Below are 18,633 nucleotides of genomic sequence, written 5' to 3'. Positions count from 1 at the left end.
GAAGGAAAGTATGCCATTATAGTTGGAAGATTCAATGAATTTATCGGAGGAAAATTACTAGATGGAGCAATAGATGCATTAAAGAGACATGGTGTAGATGAAAATGATATTTCATTGATTTGGGTGCCTGGAGCATTTGAAATACCACTTGCAGCTAAGAGATTGGCTGTAAGTGGTAATTACGATGCGATAATCTGTTTAGGTGCGGTAATTAGAGGAGCGACACCTCATTTTGATTATGTTGCAAATGAGGTATCTAAGGGAATTGCAAATATTTCGATAGAAACTGGAGTACCTATTAGCTTTGGGGTTCTCACTACAGATACTATAGAACAAGCTATAGAACGAGCTGGAACGAAAGCTGGAAATAAAGGCTTTGATGCTGCTAATACAGCTATAGAAATGGTTAATTTATTCAAAGTTATCTAGTTAAATTTGCTATATAAAGCTATTAAATAAAATGACTAAATAAAGCAGCTAGAAAAAATTTATTAATCAAGAATTTTCTTAAATCTAAATATTGCTAAAGCTAAAAGTATTACACCTAGAAGTCCTAATATCAAAACATCTGAATATAGGTAATGAAGGCTTACTCCTTTTAATATAATGCCCCTTAAAATATTTATAAAATATGTTAGGGGTATTATATTACCCACTTGATTTATAGGAAAAGGCATTGCATCTCTAGGAAATATAAAACCAGACAATAGGACACTTGGAAGCAGTAATAGCAAGCTCATTTGCATAGCTTGAAGCTGATTACTTGCTATACTAGATACTAACATTCCCATTGCAAGAGCACATATTACAAAACCAAAACCAAGTATGATGAGAAGCAGTACATTTCCTTGTATAGGAACACCAAACCAAAAAGTTCCAAAAAACAAAGCTATTAGAAAATCTACAGAACCAATTAATATATATGGAATCATTTTGCCAAGTATTAGTTCACTAGAACGAATTGGAGTTACTTGAAGCTGTTCAAGGGTTCCTCGCTCCTTTTCTCTTACTAATGTGAAGGCTGTAAGTAAAATAGTTATATTTTGCATTATAAGTCCGATAAGAGCTGGAATTGTGAATCTAGTACTTTCAAGAGCAGGATTGAACCATACCTTTGTTCGAAAATCTATTATGGGATTATAATTTGTGCCCTGATATTTAAGAGAATATGCTTTTGATAGCAATATACTGCTTTGGAGAGCAGTTCTTGCTATAGTTGGATCAGAACCATCTATTATAAATTGAGCGGAAGAAGACACGCCTCTTTTGATGTTCTTTGAGAAACCTGATGGAAGTATCAGTGCAGCTTTTATTTTATCTTCCTTTATTAAATTATCAATGTCTTTTAAATTGTCTGTGTAATTAGAGACATTAAAGTAATTAGAAGCAGAAAACTTACCTATAAAATCTCTACTGATTTCAGTTTTATCGTAATCGAATACTGCTAATTTTATATTTTCCACATCGGTATTTACAGCGTATCCGAAAATTAATATAAAGAGAATGGGCATTATTAGAGCCATTATAAGGCTAGCTTTATCCCGTTTTATATGTATAAATTCTTTTCTTACTATTGAAAACAATCTTTGTATACTCATGAGGGCCTCCATTTTAATCATCAGATTTTAAGAAAGATTTTGAAACTACTATTCCAGATTGCATTTCAACGTATTTTATAAATACATCTTCTAGACTAGTGCAATTATGTTCCTTTATGAGCTCAGAAGGAGTACTTTTAACCAATAATTTACCATCAAAAATAAAGCCGACTTCATCGCAGCTCTCAGCTTCATCCATATAGTGGGTTGTTATTAATATGCTAATTCCATCTTTAGCTAATTGCCTTATGGTTTCCCAAAATATTCTGCGGGAGACGGGATCTACACCAGCAGTAGGCTCATCTAAGATAAGTAGTTTAGGATTATGAAGAAGAGCACAGCTAAGAGCTAGACGTTGCTTCCAGCCTCCTGATAAATGTTCTGCTAAAAAATTCTGTCTATCTTCAAGACCAGTTAATTTCAGTAATTCGCTTATTCTATTTTTCTTATCATCTGATTTTAAAGAATAAATATCAGCGTAAAAGCGAAGATTTTCAATCACAGTTAAATCGGTATATAGACTAAATTTTTGAGACATATATCCTATATTTTGTTTTATTGAATCGCTTTGAGTTAAATCGAAGCCTAAAACAGTTCCAAAGCCAGAACTAGGAGAAATTACTCCGCAAAGCATTCTTATTGTTGTTGATTTACCAGCACCGTTAGGGCCCAATAATCCAAATATTTTTCCTGATGGAATTTTTAGAGAAACATCGTTTACGGCTATGTGATCGCCAAAAGATTTTTTTAAATTATTAATTTCTATAATCCAATCCATTTTTACTCCTCCTGAAAAATTACATCTACTAGCATACCAGGTTTTAAATCTCCATTTGAATTATCTATATCTAAATTCACTTCAAACACTGTTTCAGCTCTGTTTTCTTTTGACTCAATATTTTGAGGAGTAAATTCAGCTTTATTAGATATGAAGTTTACTACGCCAGTACCTTTGAGGTTTCCATCAGAACCGTAAAGATTTGCTGTAGAGTCAATTTTGATATTTGATAAGTTTAAATCAGAAATATAGATTTTTACCCAAAGATTGTCAGCATCTATTATACTGATAAGAGATTTTTGAGGAAGTATAAATTCACCCTTGTGAAAGTTAATTGATTGTATCAAACCTCCAATAGGAGCATATAAATTAGATTTGGAAATAAGGAGTTCAAGTCTTTCAATTTCAAGATCTATCCCATCAATTTTTAGCTGACTTTTCCTTATATCAGAATCTCTAGCACCATTTAAAAGTTTAGATAACTCAGCATTGTAAGAATCATATTGCTTTTGTAAGCTATTTTTTCTAGAGGCACTTTGATCTAATTCTGTTTTCTTTAAATCGAGAGTTTGATTAGTTATTGCACCTGATTCAAAGAGAGATTTAGAATCATCGTATACCTTTAGGGCATAGTTGTAAGCTGATACAGCTCCAGATAACTGGGCAGAAATATTTTTAAGATTAGCACGAGCCCTTGCTAATTCTTCATTTCTAGAGCCTTCTAGGAGCTGTGTCATTTCTAAAGAGGCTATTGCTTTTTTATTTTCGAGTTGTTTTAGCTCAAGATCCAAATCTTCATGATTAATAGATAAAAGAAGAGTGTTTGCTTTTACAAAATCTCCTTCATTTATGATTATATTTTCAATAGTGCCACTTACTTCGCTATTTATAATTATTTCATCAGCTTCTACACTACCAGTATATGTCATTGCTGACTCAGATGAAGTAGAAGAACAAGCTGTTAGTAAAAACAAAAATGAAATATATAATGCAAATATTTTATTAAATTTCAATGTAAACTACCTCCAAATATTTATTGGTAAAGCATGTAAAGTATAACACAAAAATGCCCAAATATTACTCGTTCTAATCAAAAAGCACTGGAAAATAATTAAAATAAATTTTGTTTAGGAAAAGTTTGTACAAAAATATTTCTTTTTGTCCCACAATAGTATAATATGTATAGGAGTGATTAAAATTAGAAAATAAGATATAGAAAGGTAGTTGTTATGATAGGAGTTAATGGAGTCTCACTTAGATTTGGAGACAAAAAATTATTTGAAAATGTAAATTTGAAATTTACAAAGGGAAATTGTTATGGTGTAATTGGTGCAAATGGAGCGGGAAAATCTACTTTCCTTAAAGTTTTGTCGGGAGAAGTAGAACCTAATAAAGGAGATATAAATATTACACCAGGAGAGCGCTTGGCAGTATTAAAGCAGGATCACTTTGCATATGATGATGAAAAAGTATTAGAAACTGTAATGCTGGGGCATGAGCGCTTGATGGAAGTTATGAAAGAAAAAGATGCACTTTATGCTAAAGCTGATTTTTCAGAAGAAGATGGAATGAAAGCGGCTGAATTAGAGAGTGAATTTGCAGAAATGGATGGATGGGATGCAGAGACAAATGCAGAGAAGCTACTTATAGGTCTTGGGATAATGAAAGACCAACATGATAAGTATATGAGAGAACTGAAGGGTAGCGAAAAGGTAAAGGTACTTTTAGCACAGGCATTATTTGGTTCGCCAGATATATTACTATTAGATGAGCCTACAAACCATTTAGATTTTGAATCTATTAGCTGGCTTGAAGAATTTTTGATTAATTATCAAAATACAGTAATAGTTGTGTCCCATGACCGTCACTTTTTAAATATGGTTTGTACACATATGGTTGATATTGATTTTGGAAAAATTAAAATGTTTGTTGGAAATTATGATTTCTGGTATGAATCTAGTCAATTAGCGCTTCAGTTGATGAGAGAGCAAAATAAGAAAAAAGAAGAGAAAGTAAAGGAATTGGAGAAGTTTATTGCTAGATTTAGTTCTAATGCATCTAAAGCAAAGCAAGCGACTTCTAGAAAAAAATTACTTGATAAAATTACAATAGATGATATAGAACCATCTACAAGACGTTATCCATTTGTTGGATTTACTCCTGAGAGAGAAGCTGGAAAGGATATATTGTTTGTTGAGAATTTAAGCAAGACTATAGATGGAGTTAAGATTCTTGATAATATATCATTTACAATCAACAAGGGAGATAAAATAGTATTTTTAAGTAGAAACGAACAAGCAATTACAGTTTTATTTAAAATATTAATGGAAGAATTAGAGCCAGATGAAGGATCATTTAAATGGGGTGTAACTACTTCACAGGGCTATTTGCCAAAAGATAATGGAAATTATTTCAATAATAAAGAACTTAATTTAATAGATTGGCTTAGACAATATTCTACTGAAAAGGATGAAACATTTATCAGAGGTTTCTTGGGAAAAATGCTTTTTGCTGGTGAAGAAGCTAAGAAGCAGTCTAATGTATTATCTGGTGGAGAAAAAGTTAGATGTATGTTTTCAAGACTTATGCTATCAGGAGCTAATGTAATGTTGTTAGATGATCCTACAAACCATTTAGATCTAGAATCTATTCAAGCGGTAAATAATGGATTACAATCATTCAAAGGCACATTATTATTTACTTCACATGACCATAAATTTGTTAAAACTATTGCAACTAGAGTTATTGAATTAACGCCAAATGGTGTGTTTGACAAAGAAATAGATTTTGATGAGTTTTTAGAAGATGAGCAGATAAAGAAGCAAATAAACACTATGTATGAAAAATAAAATGGAAGTAACCGTCTAGTTTTAGCTAGATGGTTATTTTTTTATATAGAAAAAACAAAACTAGTTTACAAATGGTTTACAAATTGTGAATAGAAAATGACAATTAATTGAAACAACTGTACATGATGTTTAAAAAGGTTTAAACTAATTTTGATAGAAGCAGATTTTGATATAAAAATAAGGAGGCGTATTCAGTTGAAAAAAATAGCAATATTTTTGGCAATAGTTATAGGAATTACAATAACTGGATGTGGAAACAATACAAATACGAACAGTGAGAAAAAAGAAGTTGAAAATCAAAAGAATACTGAAGTAGTTGCAGTAAAAAAAGATGAAGGAGAAAATGAAAATTTAAGCAAGACACAAAATACACTTTCATGGAATTTAGAAGATGAGCAAGTTAGAATACATATACCGTATGAAATACCAAAGTATAGTCCACAAAAACAGAGCTACAAGTTTGATTTAGATTCTGTAGAAAATAAAATTGAGGGATTTACAGAAAACCAAAAAGAGATGCTAGAGAAGAATGGCTTTGTAGTGATAAAGGGAGAGCATCCGTACTATAAAATGAATTATCCATATGAGTGGTTTGATTATTTAAAAGATCCATACTTTATAACATCAGATGAACTTTTGTACATGTATCATATATTTTACTCAGAAACAATGAAATACATGGAATTGACAGATTGGGGCGATAAATTAGAGCAACTTGTAGGCAGTGTATCAGATAAGAGCTTGAGAGCGTATGAAAGAGCAGAAACTGATATAAAAGAAGATTTAAAATACGTTTGTGCATATATAAATGTAGCTGATAGGCTTATGGGGAAAGAACGAACACTTCCAAAAGATATAGAAGCAATGGTAGCAAAAGAAATTGAAAATATAGAAAATGCACAAGGAGTTAAAAAATCTGATATATTTGGAATAGATGTAGATTATACTCAGTATACAGTTAGAGGACACTACACTAGAGCTGAGGAGCTAAAAAAATATTTTAAGACTATGATGTGGCTTGGTCAATCTGGTTTTCAGATGACTACTATAAATAGTGATAAAGAAACATTTAAACTAGATGAAAGTGTTAGAAGTTTGATGTTTACGACTATATTATTATCCGAGAATAAAGATGATTATCAAAACTATCTAAAACTATACAATATGACATCACTCTTTAGCGGACAATCGGATGATATAGGCGTGGTACAATTAGTAAAACTTATAAAGGACGTGTATGGAACTGCACCTGATTTGGAAGTATTTAGAGATGATAAATATGAATCAAAACTAAAAGAAGCTGTACTAAACCTTGAAAAACCAAAAATAGAGACAAAGATAGCTTCAGAGTTTAGCGAAGTAAATATTCCGAAGGGAAGACAGTTTAGACTTATGGGACAGAGATATACTTTGGATTCAGATATAATATCTCAATTGACAGTTCCAGGATCAAGACCACTGCCAAGTTCTTTAGACGTATTAAGTGTATTTGGACATAAAAGGGCAGAAAAAATTAATAGGGAATACAATGTAACAGATCAAATTTGGTCGGGTTACAATGAAAAGCTTAAATTACTGCAAGAAAAAATTGCATCTCGAAGTGTTGAGGATTGGCAGAAAGATTTGTATACAGGCTGGCTATGGTCTATAGATGCAGCTGCACAGAGTTTTGAAGATGATGAAAACATGCCTCCATTTATGCAAACAGAAGCTTGGAGTGACAAAGCAATTGCAAGCGCATTGGGAAGTTATGCAGAGTTAAAACATGATAATGTACTCTATTCAAAGCAACCAGTAGCAGAATGTGGTGGTGGAGTAGATTATAAAGAATATCACTATGTCGAACCAAATGTAGAGTTGTACACAAGACTTCTATGGCTTAGCAAATATACGAAGGCAAATTTGGAAAATTGCACAGAGTTGGATGAAGGTGTAACTAATATATTAAATTCTATGATTGATATGATAGGACTCATGCAGTCAGCATCTATAAAAGAACTTGAAGGCAAGGAAATAACTCAAAAAGAGTATGCTACAATGGGTGGAATTGGAGGCTTGATTGACTATATATCAGAGGATTATAAATTCAAGATAGCAGATGCTACTAATACGCCAAATGGAATAGATGAAAAAACATCAGCTATTATATCGGATATAGCTACTATATTGCCAAATGAATTTAGCGAGGGCGGTTATCTAGAACTTGGGACAGGACTACCACATCAAATCTATGTTATATGTCCAATAGATGGAAGACTTTACCTAACTAGAGGAGCTGTGTATAGTCCATATGAATTTGTATCAGATGAGCGATTGACGGATGAAAAATGGCACAATATGATAGGGCTTAGAAAACCAGACGACAATTATGGTGATTACACATATGGAGAACCAGAAATAGAATTATTAGACGTAATGCCATGGATGAAATCATATGTTTCTGATGAAAATTCTAATATAGATATAGAAGAACCAGAAATAGAGTGGGAACCATATGAAGAGTAGAATAAAAAAAATAACTGCAATTGCAATAATTTTAATTGTGATTAGTACAATTATGGTGATATTAGAGTCAAACAATGAAAAATTTGTTTTAGAAGAGTACAAATTGTATGAGAAAGATTATTTGGGGAGAAAGACCATTCTCATAGAGAATGTATTGGATTTTAAATATGCTGATTTGAAGGGAATAGGAGAAACATTGCTAGTAATAGAGACTGATAGACCTAATCAAATTTATGAGGGCTTGGAAGTTGGAAACTGGATTAGATTTTACGAATACAAAGAAGGTAAGGTCAAACTGGTGTATGAAAATGATTTTACAAGGGTTAGACCTTGGATGATAGATGTTGGTCATATAGATGATGATGACAGAGATGACGTATTTGTTGGGGTTTATAAAAATACTAAAGTGTATCCACTAGCTAAAAGACCATTTTTTTTCAATTGGGATGGCAAAAAATTGACTAGGAAATGGACAGGTTCGTACTTTAATATCAATGAGTTGATGAATGTTGAATTTGAAGATGAGGATAAAGATGGCATAGATGAAGTGAAGGCAAGAGAACGTTTAAAGAATGGACGAGAAGTAACAAATTTTTACAAATGGGCCCATTTTAATTTCGTTATAAAAGAATAACTTTGAAAGAACGCTGTTTCTAGAGTTTAAGGAGCAGCGTTTTTATCAATATAATAAAAATATATTTCTAAAGCAGAAATTCGAGTTATAATAGATATAAGATAAAAATAAGGGGTGCATAAAGTGAAAAAAGAGCATTTAAAAATAAAACAAATTATGGAAAGAGAATTGTCTTGTTCTGCACACAATATAGACCATGTAATGAGAGTATATGATTTATGCAAGACAATAGCTACTGATGAATTAAATGTTGATATGGATGTGTTAATACCAGCAGTATTATTACATGATATAGCTAGAGTGAAAGAAAGCGAAGATAAAAGTGGGAGTACAGATCATGCACTCTTGGGAAGTGAAATGGCAGAGCAGATATTACAAGATCTTGATTTTGATTCAAACAATATAGAAAAGATAAAGCATTGTATACTGGCACATAGATATAGAACTGGGCATACTCCAGAATCTATTGAGGCAAAAATACTATTTGATGCAGATAAGCTAGATGCCATTGGAGCTATTGGAATAGCTCGATGTTTCATGATATCAGGTAAATCAGGACAGGCTCTAAGAGCTATAGATGATATAGAGGCTTATGGCAGAGAGAATCTTTCGGAGAATGGAAGAATCAAGGATTTATCAAAGCATACTCCATTTATGGAATATGAATTTAAGTTAAAGAAAATACCTCAAAAATTGTACACTGAAAGTGCAAAGCAAATTGGACAAAAGAGAGTTGAGTATATGAATGAATTTTTCACTAGATTAGAAACGGAAATGAATGGCGAAATCTAATGAGGGGGATTTGAAATTATGGAAAAACAATTGGAAATAGAGATACTAGAATCTATTAGAGGCATAGAACAAGAACTCAATAATCTTAAAATTATTGGTATTGACGAATTGGAAATAGATAAAACGGCTATTATAGTAGTTGATGTGGTGAATGGTTTTATAAACGAAGGTAGTTTAGCAGATAAATCTATTTCTAGGATTATACCGAATATAAAAATGTTACTAGATAACCTTGTAGGTGCGAAAAAGTTGTTTTTTTTAGATGAGCATACACCAGAATCAGAAGAATTGAAAACTTACCCAGAGCATTGTATGATTGGAAGTCGTGAGAGTGAGATAGTATCAGAACTTAAGCCATATACTGCTAAAAATGCTTCTGTGATAACCAAAAATTCTACGAATGGATATCATGCAGAAGCTTTTCAAGTCTGGTTAGATGAGAATTTAGATGATTTAGAGAGTATAGTAATAGTAGGAGATTGCACTGATATATGTATTAGTCAATTTGCTCTAACTCTTAAAACGGTATTTAATGAATGGAATATGCCAATTAGAATAATAGTTCCTAAAAATTGTGTTGATACTTACGATGCAAAAGCAATATATCACCATGCAGTTCTCAAAAATTACATGGCACTTTATGACATGAAATCTAATGGTATTGAAGTAGTAGAAGCCATAGCTGACAAATAAAAAAAGATGCCGAATGGCATCTCTTTTTATTATCTATTTTTATAAGCTTTTACTCTGTCTTTTTCATTCAAGATTCTCTTTCTAATTCTTAAAGAATCAGGAGTGATTTCTACAAGTTCATCCCACTCTATGAATTCAAGAGCTTCCTCTAAAGTGAATTCTTTAGCACCATTTAATTTGATAGCATCATCAGATCCAGAAGCACGAACATTTGTAAGTTTCTTATTTTTACAAACATTAACAACCATATCTTCTTTACGACTATTTATACCGACTATCATTCCTTCGTAAACATCTACAGCAGGATTTATAAGCATAGTAGCACGTTCACTTAAGTTATAAAGAGAATAAGCCATTGAAGCACCTGCTTGTTGAGAAATCAATACTCCTCTCAATCTACCTGGTAAATCTCCACAATGTGGTTTGAATGAATCGAATGAACGAACAAGAGTACCTTCACCTCTAGTTTCATTTATAAATTCACTTCTATATCCCAATAATCCACGTGTTGGAACTAAGTAAGTTACTTTAGTATAACCAACATCTGAGCTCAAACCTTCCATTATACCTTTTCTCTGATTAAGTGCAGCTATTATTCCACCTGAATATTCATCTGGCATAGTTGCTATAACTTTTTCATAAGGCTCATGTAGTTTGCCATCAACTTTTTTCATCAATACCTCTGGTTTTGAAACACTGATTTCATAACCTTCACGTCTCATATTTTCAAGCAATATAGATAAATGAAGTTCACCACGACCAGAAACTTTGAAACCTTCATTTCCTGGAAGAATTTCAACTTTTAGACCAACATTTGTTTCAAGCTCACGATCTAAACGATCTAAAATATGTCTAGATGTCAAGAACTTACCACTTTGTCCACAGAATGGTGAATCATTAACGTAGAAGTTCATAGCAAGAGTTGGCTCTTCTATTTCAATCATCTCAAGGGCTTCAACATTTGAAGGATCACAAAGTGTTTCACCAATAGAAATATCGCTAATCCCTGCAATTGTTACAATTTCACCACTTTGAGCTTCATCAACTTCAATTCTATTTAAGCCTTCGTTAACGAATATCTTAAGTATTCTACCAGAAGCAGTGCTACCGTCACGTTTACAAATAGTAACTGTTTGATTTTTCTTCAATACACCACGATTTACACGACCAATTCCCAAACGTCCGATGTAGTCGTCATAACCAAGAGCAGATATCTGTAACTGAGCAGGTTCTGCGTCTCTATTTGGATAAGTTTCAACGTGATCTTTTATTATATCAAATAATGGAGATAAATCTGTACTATCATCGTCCAAACTAACTTTTGCTATACCTTCTTTTGCTATACCATAAACAATAGGGAATTCTAATTGTTCATCTGTAGCATTTAAGTCAACAAATAAATCAAAAACCATATCAACAACTTCTTCAGCTCTTTGATCTTTTTTATCTATCTTATTAATAAATAAAATTGGTTTTAATCCTTTTTCAAGTGATTTCTCCAAAACAAATCTAGTTTGAGGCATTGGTCCTTCACTTGAGTCAACTAACAAAATAGCAGTATCAACAGTTTTCATAATACGCTCAACTTCTGATGAGAAGTCGGCATGTCCTGGAGTATCAACTATATTGATTTTCATACCGTTGTGCTCAATTGCACAGTTTTTTGAGTAAATTGTAATTCCTCTTTCACGCTCTAAATCATTGCTATCCATAATACAATCTACAACAGCTTCATTTTCTCTAAATACTCCACTCTGAGATAGTAAAGCATCTACAAGTGTTGATTTACCGGCATCGACATGGGCGATTACGGCTAAATTAATAATATCTTTACGGTTCATAAACTACCTTCTTTCTAATTATTCACGCTCATCTACATAAAAATCATAACCTCGTTATTATACACATTTTTTGAAAATAAAGCAACGAAAAAATATTAAAGATGGAAAAAAAATAAATTTTTATGTTTGCAATAGAAAATTGTACAAAACTTATTTACAATAGTAATAGGCTAATATTAAGGAGATTTTAAGAATTGCAATATAAAATTAAAGTCTGAAATAAAGTTTAGAGAGGTTGGGTAAATTTATGAAAACGAGACTTGTCATAGATTCATGTAGTGATTTGTCCCAAAAATATTATAAAGAACATCGAAAGCATTTAGAATTAATTGGGATGCCTGTTGAAATTAAATCAATAGAATTTTTAGATGAATTTGGAAAGAACTATTCAAATGATACTTTTTTTGATGATTTAAGAAATGGAGAGTTTCCAAATACAGCTCAAATAAACACTTATAGATTTGAAAAAAAATTTGAAGAATTATTAGAAGATGGAGAAAACGTTATTTATCTAGGATTCTCGTCAGGACTTAGTGGAACATGTCAAAATGCTTTTATGGCCAAGCAAAATATTATGGAGAAAAATCCGAATGCAAAAATAGAAATAGTAGATACAAAAGCGGCGTCAATAGGAGAAGGACTATTAGTACGTGAAGCAGTTAGATTAATTGAATGTGGAGCTTCATTTGAAGAAATAATTGAATGGATGAATAAAAATAAAATGTGCGCACAGCACTGGTTTGCAGTCGATGACCTAATGTATTTGAAAAAAGGTGGAAGAATTTCAGGAACGAAAGCAGCTGTTGGAACTATGTTAAATGTGAAGCCTATACTTACAGTTGATTCTGAGGGAAAGCTCGGAGCTCATTCAAATGTCAGAGGCCGAAAAAAATCAATTATGTTTTTGGCTCAGAAAGCAGGAGAACAATGGATATTGAATGATAGCAGTGAGATTATTGTAGGACATGGTCAGTGTTTAGAAGAGGCTGAAAAATTAAAGGCACATATAGAAAAATTGTGTCCGGATGCAAATATATGGATAACAGAATTATCTGCTACAATAGCGTCTCATGTGGGTCCAAATATGCTAGCAGTAGCTTTTTTGGGAGAAAGACGATAATTAGAAATAGGGACTTTAAATGTCCCTATTTTTAATTTTTTGAAATATTTATTGCTTAGTGTTGACAAAACTGATTATATAAGTGATTCTATAGTTAGAGAAAAGGTTTTCCTGGGAAATTATAGATTTTATAAAGTGAGGGATGAATATGATATTTAGGAACATAGTAGAAAAAGATGTGCCAAAACTTTATGAGGGCTGGACTGAAAAAGACAATTATTCTATTGAAGAGCTGGAAACGTATATAAAGAATCATGGTGAAACAAGTTTCTTGGTTGAAGATGGTGAAAAGACAATAGCTGGAATATTGGCTGGACATGATGGATTAAACGGATACATTCATCACATACAGGTTGAAGAATCTTATAGAAAAAATGGTGTAGGTGAAAAATTACTGGATTGTGCAGTTAAAAGCTTGATGCAAAAAGGTATAAAAAATTGTCACGTATTAATAGATGGTAGTGATACATTAAATAGGCGATATTGGGTGAGAAAAGGTTTTGAGAGGCAAGACAGTGTTTACATGTATTCCAAAAATCTAGATTGATTTTAACCTTAAATTTTGAAAATTTCTTTGTTTACAACTCGAATATGGTATAATAGGGAAGGTATATTGATGAAAAATATTTGTTAAAATATTTTTTCTAGATTGACAGATGAGGGTGATTATTAATGAAGAAGGAATTTATACTGTATCTCGAGGAAATGCAACCGACTCAGCCTTATGTAGATTCAGAATTGATTCATCACCGCGATAAAGAGAACATAGAGAATCAAAGTTCTATTGAGGTAAAAATTATTGATGGTGAACTTGTGCTGATTAAAGGGCATGAAAAGGTTTATTTAGCCATGCTTAAAAATCAAAAGCAAATTGAAGTTTGTTGGTCGCAAGATATTGATGATGTTTCATATTATAAGCATTGTGTTGAATATTGCCAGAGTAAAGGAATTCATACTGTTTTAGACTTAAACAAACATTGCTATGAGAGTGATGTCTGTAAGGAGTTACAATTAGATATGAATGAAAAATATGAGATGAAAAGGTAAATAAAAAACTCCTCTTGACCTATACGGCTTAAGAGGAGTTTTTATTTTTGCTAATTAATCAGATTTTGAATGAGTTTCAATGCTAACTAAACTCATTGTGAAATCTAACAAATTGATACAAATAAAAAAATTTAGTAAACCGAGCGGGAATCCTCGGTAATTCACTGCCGAGGAGTTTACTAAATGTGCTAGAGGTAATGCTCTAGCGTATCTATTAGAAAATCTATATTTTTTGTGCTTAGAGAAATTTTTTCATTATTTTTTAAAGTCAAAGTAACTAAATCGTTTCCATCTACTATAAATAACTTGCTACTTCTTTTTTGACTAAGGTGTATAAAACGAGTTGAAGCTGTAGCACAATTATAAGATTCGATTTCATCGTAACCTATTGTTTGACATTTTGTATTTAAGATTTTGTAATCATAATGTAGTCCAGACTCGTCCAATTTAATCCTAAAGTAGAATTGCTTAGATAAGTAATGCAACAGAAAAGATATTATAGTGAGTCCCAAACAGAAAAGCAAAATAGAATTATTATATATCGAAAATGGATGAAGTAAAAGAGTTACTCCATCAATAAGCAAAAATAGTAAGAATAAGAAGAAGAAAAGAGCACTATATGTTGATTTTAGTCTTTGCTCGTCTATAAAACAAATCATATTACATCACCTCCAATAAAAGTTATATATAATAGTATTTTAAACCTATAGAGAAGTCAATAGCAGATTGTAAGTGTGAATTAAACTTAAAAAAGATTATAGAATACTATTAAAATTTTATACGTAAAACTTATATAATCTAGATTATATGAGTTTTGTGTAAATAAAAATTAATAGATGAGTCACCTTTTGTATAAAAGGTTGACTAATTGGAGATAGTTCTATATAGTATATATAAGATTAATTGATGGGGGTGGAAAATATATGAAATTTGAGTTAAAGTCAATGGTTAGAATGTCTTTATTAGCGGCGCTTATTTGTGTATCAAGTTATATTAGCTTTTCTATTGGAACGGTTCCGATTTCGGCTCAGACTTTAGTTATAATGATTGTGGGATTAATGTTAAATCCCAAAGAAGCTGGAGTAACAGTTGGTATATATATATTGCTCGGTGCTATAGGATTACCTGTTTACTCGAATGGTAGTAGTGGATTAGGGATATTATTTGGACCTACTGGTGGCTACATATGGGGATTTTTAATAGGTGCTGTCGCTATAAGTCACATTAAGAACTTAAATAAGAGTATACTAAATTATGCTATAGCGTGTTTTATAGGTGGAATACTAATAATATATGCTATGGGTGCTGCTGGGCTTATGATTGTTGCTAAGATGTCTCTAGATAAGGCTTTGTTAGTTGGAGTATATCCATTTTTAATTGGTGATATTGCTAAAATAGTTGTGGCAATAATCATAGTAAATAGAATAGAAAAACAGATTGGCTCTATTTAGGAGTCAATCTGTTTTTTTAAACTATCAGAAAATAAGTTCCAAGGAGTAGCTAATGTATCTGGTATAGTCTTGGCACTTATAAAGTCTTTTTTGAATGGATGGTATACAGACAGCGCATGTGAAAAAAGACAAATAGTATTTTGGGTTTTTAAAATAGAATTATATTTATTATCGCCTAAAATTGGAAGATTCACGCTAGATAGCTGAACTCTAATTTGATGATGGCGACCAGTTTTTAAATGGATTTTTAGAAGTGACAATGTGCCATAGGAGCTAGTTGAAATAGTTTCAATAACTTCATAATCTAACATAGCAAGTTTACCTTGTGTGTCTGATTCAGTGGTGATTGTACTCTTATTTTTAGTATTTAATTTTTTAAGGTATTGTTTTATACTGCCCTTAGATTCATCTGGGCACCCACAAACTATACAAAGATAATATTTCCGAATGCTGTGATTTTGTATTTGTTTTGCGATACTCTTATTGACTTCTTTCGTTTTTGTAAATAAAACACAACCGCCAACAGGACGATCAAGTCTATGATGCAGCCCTATGTATTGATTTTTAGAATATTGTTTTTTTAGTGCAGAGAATAAGTCAACATCCCCACTAGGATCAGATTGTGTGGGCATATTTATGGGTTTATTGACGATAACAATATGTTTATCTTCGTAAATAATTGGTATTTGCATTAAAGTGCTCCTTTTCATATAATTAATAACTATTTTGAACTACTTAACACTTAAATTTCTTATGTATTTTAAATTGTAGTGTTATAATATTTCCTAGCTATATTATAACACTTTTTATCCGAATTGTTTTGAAAAACTATCTCTTTATACAATGGTTAGATGATGAATGTTTCTAGGTTTTGATTATTAAAACTAATAAGAATTTGATTCGAAACACGATTAAATAAATTTGAAAAGGGTATATAACCGAGAGGGTTTCAAATCAAATTCTATATTATATTAGACGAAAAGAAATATTTAAAGTTCCAGAAAGAGGTGGTAAAAGTGGATAAATACAAGTGTACTGTGTGTGGATATATCTACAGACCAGAACGAGGAGATAGAATAGGAGATATTCCAGAGGGGACATCGTTTGAAGATTTACCAGATGATTGGAAATGTCCGACTTGCAATCAGCCTAAAATGGCGTTTGTAGAAATGGTTAAAAAGTAGAGTTACAATAATGTAAGTTATAAAGATAGAATTGTTATGTGAAAAGATGGCAGTTAAATAGTTAATTTTATAAAATCTAAGTAGAAAGTGAGGCGAAAGTCATGCGATACAAACTACTTAGATTTTTTATTGTGAGCATACTTGTAGCAATCGTAGCTTGTCCTGATTATTTATTGAATGAGAAAGATGTTTACGATATAAATCAGAATTTAAAATATCAAATAAAAGAAGAAGTAAAAGAATATGCTAGCTATGAAGAACTTCCTGAAAGGTTTGTACAAGCAATCACATCTGCTGAGGATAAGAGATTTTGGTATCATCCAGGATTTGATCCTATAGCTATAGGAAATGCAATTTATGTAGATATAAAAAAGAAGAAATTTGTGCTAGGAGGAAGTACCATCACTCAACAGCTTTCTAAAAATCTATTTTTGAATCCGCAAAAGAAAATAGAAAGAAAATTGAAAGAGGTTCTTATATCAGTGAGGTTAGAACTAAACTATACAAAAGAAGACATATTAGAAATGTATAGTAATGTTATATATTACGGAAATGGAGCGACGGGGATAAAAAATGCAGCAATTAAATACTTCGGAAAAAATCTAAGTGAATTAAATATATCAGAATGTGCAATTTTGGCCGGACTACCTAAAAGTCCTAATAGATATAATCCAATTAAAAATTATAAATTAGCTATCAAAAGAAGGAACAAGGTATTAGAGCTCATGGCGAAAAATGGACATATTACAAATATAGAATTAGACAAACTAAAAAAAGAACCTATAGCAATCAAAACAACTTCATATTGTGAAGTTGTTTTTTTCTTGCAAACATTTGTTCGATATGATAATATAAAAATAAAGAACAAACGTTCGGGGGTGACTATGGATATTTTTGATAAATTAAAAATTTTGGCAAATGCGGCAAAATACGATGTTTCTTGCTCTTCTAGTGGATCAAATAGGAAAAATGATGGAGGTTTGGGAAATGCGGTTTCACATGGCATTTGCCATTCTTTTGCTGCAGATGGTAGATGCATTTCTCTTTTGAAGATTCTTCTCAGTAATAAATGCATATACGATTGCAAGTATTGTGTAAATAGAGCGTCGAATGAAACTGCTAGAGCTAGTTTTGAAGTTGATGAAATAGTTAAATTGACTATGAATTTTTACAAAAGAAACTATATAGAGGGTTTATTTCTGAGTTCTGGTGTGGAGGTATCACCAGATTATACAATGGAGAGAATGGTTTCTGTGGTTGAAAGACTTAGAAAAATTGAAAATTTCAATGGATATATACATATAAAAGCTATACCAGGAGCAAAAGTAGAGTTAATTAGGAGAGCTGGTTTTTTAGCAGATAGAATGAGCTCAAATATAGAATTACCTTCGCAAGAGAGTTTGAATTTGCTGGCACCTCAAAAGGAAATGCGAGAATTAATACAACCTATGCAGTGGATTGGAAAGGCATTGGTTCAAAATGGAATTGAAAGAAAAAAATATAAGTCGACACCTAGGTTTGTACCTGGAGGACAAAGTACACAGATGATAGTAGGAGCAAGTTTAGAATCGGATAGACATATAGTTTCGCTTTCAGAGAATCTTTATAAAACGGAAAATCTCAAAAGAGTGTATTATTCTGCTTATATGCCGATTAATAAAGATCCATTGCTACCAGCTTTAGGAGGCCCACCACTTTTAAGGGAGCATAGATTGTATCAAGCGGATTGGTTACTTAGATTTTATGGATTTAAGGCAAATGAAATATTGACAGAATCCAGTCCAAATTTGGATTTAGAGATTGATCCAAAAGCAAATTGGGCTCTCAATCACTTGGATAAATTTCCTATTGAAATAAATCAAGCATCTTATGAAATTCTTTTAAAGATACCGGGAATAGGTCCGAAATCAGCTCTGAAAATTATAAAATCGAGACGAGTTCATTACTTAGATTATGATGATTTAAAGCGAATGCATGTGGTTTTGAAAAGAGCTAAGTATTTTATAACTTGTAAGGGGAAATTTTTGGGGGATTATAAAATGCAAAGAGAATGGATTCGAATGAACCTTGTGGATAAGCAAACTTATATGAAATTTCAACAATTGAATTTTTTTGATCAAATAGATAGGAGGAGCTAAATG

18 protein-coding genes are annotated in these 18,633 nt (G+C 31.8%); 12 read left to right on the top strand and 6 right to left on the bottom strand.

Annotation, left to right across the window (positions count from 1 at the left end; translation table 11 throughout):
* Positions 1-15: 15 nt before the first annotated feature.
* Positions 16-429, top strand: a complete 414-nt coding sequence (gene ribE / locus N4A40_08315) for a 6,7-dimethyl-8-ribityllumazine synthase (GenBank protein ID MCT4661848.1) — start codon at positions 16-18, stop codon at positions 427-429.
* A gap of 62 nt (positions 430-491) precedes the next feature.
* Here the strand turns inward: ribE and N4A40_08310 are convergent, their stop codons facing one another.
* From N4A40_08310 to N4A40_08300, 3 genes are read right to left on the bottom strand one after another with little or no spacing between them, the layout of a single operon-like run.
* Entirely contained in the window at positions 492-1,598 is a 1,107-nt protein-coding gene (locus N4A40_08310) for an ABC transporter permease (protein ID MCT4661847.1), read from the bottom strand.
* Positions 1,599-1,611: 13 nt separating this feature from the next.
* Positions 1,612-2,376, bottom strand: coding sequence for an ABC transporter ATP-binding protein (locus N4A40_08305; protein MCT4661846.1), 765 nt, complete (start codon positions 2,374-2,376; stop codon positions 1,612-1,614).
* A gap of 2 nt (positions 2,377-2,378) precedes the next feature.
* A complete protein-coding gene (locus N4A40_08300) occupies positions 2,379-3,389 on the bottom strand; it encodes an HlyD family efflux transporter periplasmic adaptor subunit (GenBank protein MCT4661845.1) in 1,011 nt (336 codons plus the stop codon).
* A gap of 216 nt (positions 3,390-3,605) precedes the next feature.
* On the opposite strand from N4A40_08300, the gene N4A40_08295 reads away from it, so the two are divergent.
* From N4A40_08295 to N4A40_08275, 5 genes are all read left to right on the top strand, one after another.
* Entirely contained in the window at positions 3,606-5,225 is a 1,620-nt protein-coding gene (locus N4A40_08295) for an ATP-binding cassette domain-containing protein (protein ID MCT4661844.1), read from the top strand.
* 195 nt (positions 5,226-5,420) lie between these two features.
* A complete protein-coding gene (locus N4A40_08290; GenBank protein ID MCT4661843.1) occupies positions 5,421-7,730 on the top strand; it encodes a DUF3160 domain-containing protein in 2,310 nt (769 codons plus the stop codon).
* Positions 7,720-8,364 carry a hypothetical protein gene (locus tag N4A40_08285; protein MCT4661842.1) on the top strand — a complete coding sequence of 215 codons (645 nt, stop codon included), beginning with the start codon at positions 7,720-7,722 and terminating at the stop codon, positions 8,362-8,364. The genes N4A40_08290 and N4A40_08285 overlap by 11 nt, the downstream gene beginning before the upstream one ends.
* 123 nt (positions 8,365-8,487) lie before the next feature.
* On the top strand, positions 8,488-9,156 hold the full coding sequence (locus N4A40_08280) for an HD domain-containing protein (protein ID MCT4661841.1): 669 nt from the start codon (positions 8,488-8,490) through the stop codon (positions 9,154-9,156).
* 18 nt (positions 9,157-9,174) lie between these two features.
* A complete protein-coding gene (locus N4A40_08275) occupies positions 9,175-9,849 on the top strand; it encodes a cysteine hydrolase (GenBank protein ID MCT4661840.1) in 675 nt (224 codons plus the stop codon).
* 29 nt (positions 9,850-9,878) lie between these two features.
* Here N4A40_08275 and typA read toward each other — a convergent pair whose 3' ends face one another.
* A complete protein-coding gene (typA, locus tag N4A40_08270) occupies positions 9,879-11,690 on the bottom strand; it encodes a translational GTPase TypA (protein MCT4661839.1) in 1,812 nt (603 codons plus the stop codon).
* A 247-nt stretch (positions 11,691-11,937) separates the two neighbouring features.
* On the opposite strand from typA, the gene N4A40_08265 reads away from it, so the two are divergent.
* The 3 genes from N4A40_08265 (at position 11,938) to N4A40_08255 (ending at position 13,857) form a co-directional block, all read left to right on the top strand.
* Positions 11,938-12,810, top strand: a complete 873-nt coding sequence (locus N4A40_08265) for a DegV family protein (GenBank protein ID MCT4661838.1) — start codon at positions 11,938-11,940, stop codon at positions 12,808-12,810.
* A gap of 148 nt (positions 12,811-12,958) precedes the next feature.
* The gene (locus N4A40_08260; protein MCT4661837.1) at positions 12,959-13,357 is read left to right on the top strand and encodes a GNAT family N-acetyltransferase; all 399 of its coding nucleotides are present in this window, start codon (positions 12,959-12,961) and stop codon (positions 13,355-13,357) included.
* 125 nt (positions 13,358-13,482) lie between these two features.
* Positions 13,483-13,857: a hypothetical protein gene (locus N4A40_08255; protein MCT4661836.1), complete on the top strand. Its 375-nt coding sequence runs from the start codon at positions 13,483-13,485 to the stop codon at positions 13,855-13,857.
* Between the two features lie 188 nt (positions 13,858-14,045).
* On the opposite strand, the gene N4A40_08250 is transcribed toward N4A40_08255, so the two are convergent.
* A complete protein-coding gene (locus tag N4A40_08250) occupies positions 14,046-14,516 on the bottom strand; it encodes a hypothetical protein (protein MCT4661835.1) in 471 nt (156 codons plus the stop codon).
* 264 nt (positions 14,517-14,780) lie between these two features.
* Here N4A40_08250 and N4A40_08245 point away from each other — a divergent pair, with 264 nt between their 5' ends.
* Positions 14,781-15,308 (top strand): biotin transporter BioY, encoded by a 528-nt coding sequence (locus tag N4A40_08245; protein MCT4661834.1) that lies wholly within the window; start codon positions 14,781-14,783, stop codon positions 15,306-15,308.
* Here N4A40_08245 and N4A40_08240 read toward each other — a convergent pair.
* Positions 15,305-16,000: an RNA pseudouridine synthase gene (locus N4A40_08240; GenBank protein MCT4661833.1), complete on the bottom strand. Its 696-nt coding sequence runs from the start codon at positions 15,998-16,000 to the stop codon at positions 15,305-15,307. The genes N4A40_08245 and N4A40_08240 overlap by 4 nt on opposite strands.
* Before the next feature lie 324 nt (positions 16,001-16,324).
* On the opposite strand from N4A40_08240, the gene N4A40_08235 reads away from it, so the two are divergent.
* Together N4A40_08235 and N4A40_08230 are read left to right on the top strand one after the other, a co-directional pair.
* Entirely contained in the window at positions 16,325-16,492 is a 168-nt protein-coding gene (locus N4A40_08235; GenBank protein MCT4661832.1) for a rubredoxin, read from the top strand.
* Positions 16,493-16,593: 101 nt separating this feature from the next.
* Positions 16,594-18,630, top strand: coding sequence for a putative DNA modification/repair radical SAM protein (locus N4A40_08230; protein ID MCT4661831.1), 2,037 nt, complete (start codon positions 16,594-16,596; stop codon positions 18,628-18,630).
* Positions 18,631-18,633 lie beyond the last annotated feature (3 nt).

The sequence above is a fragment of the Tissierellales bacterium genome, assembly GCA_025210965.1.
In the GTDB taxonomy this organism is placed as follows: Bacteria; Bacillota; Clostridia; order Tissierellales; family JAOAQY01; genus JAOAQY01.
Note: the sequence above shows the minus strand (reverse complement) of the source record. Positions and strands in the feature narration are given on the sequence as shown.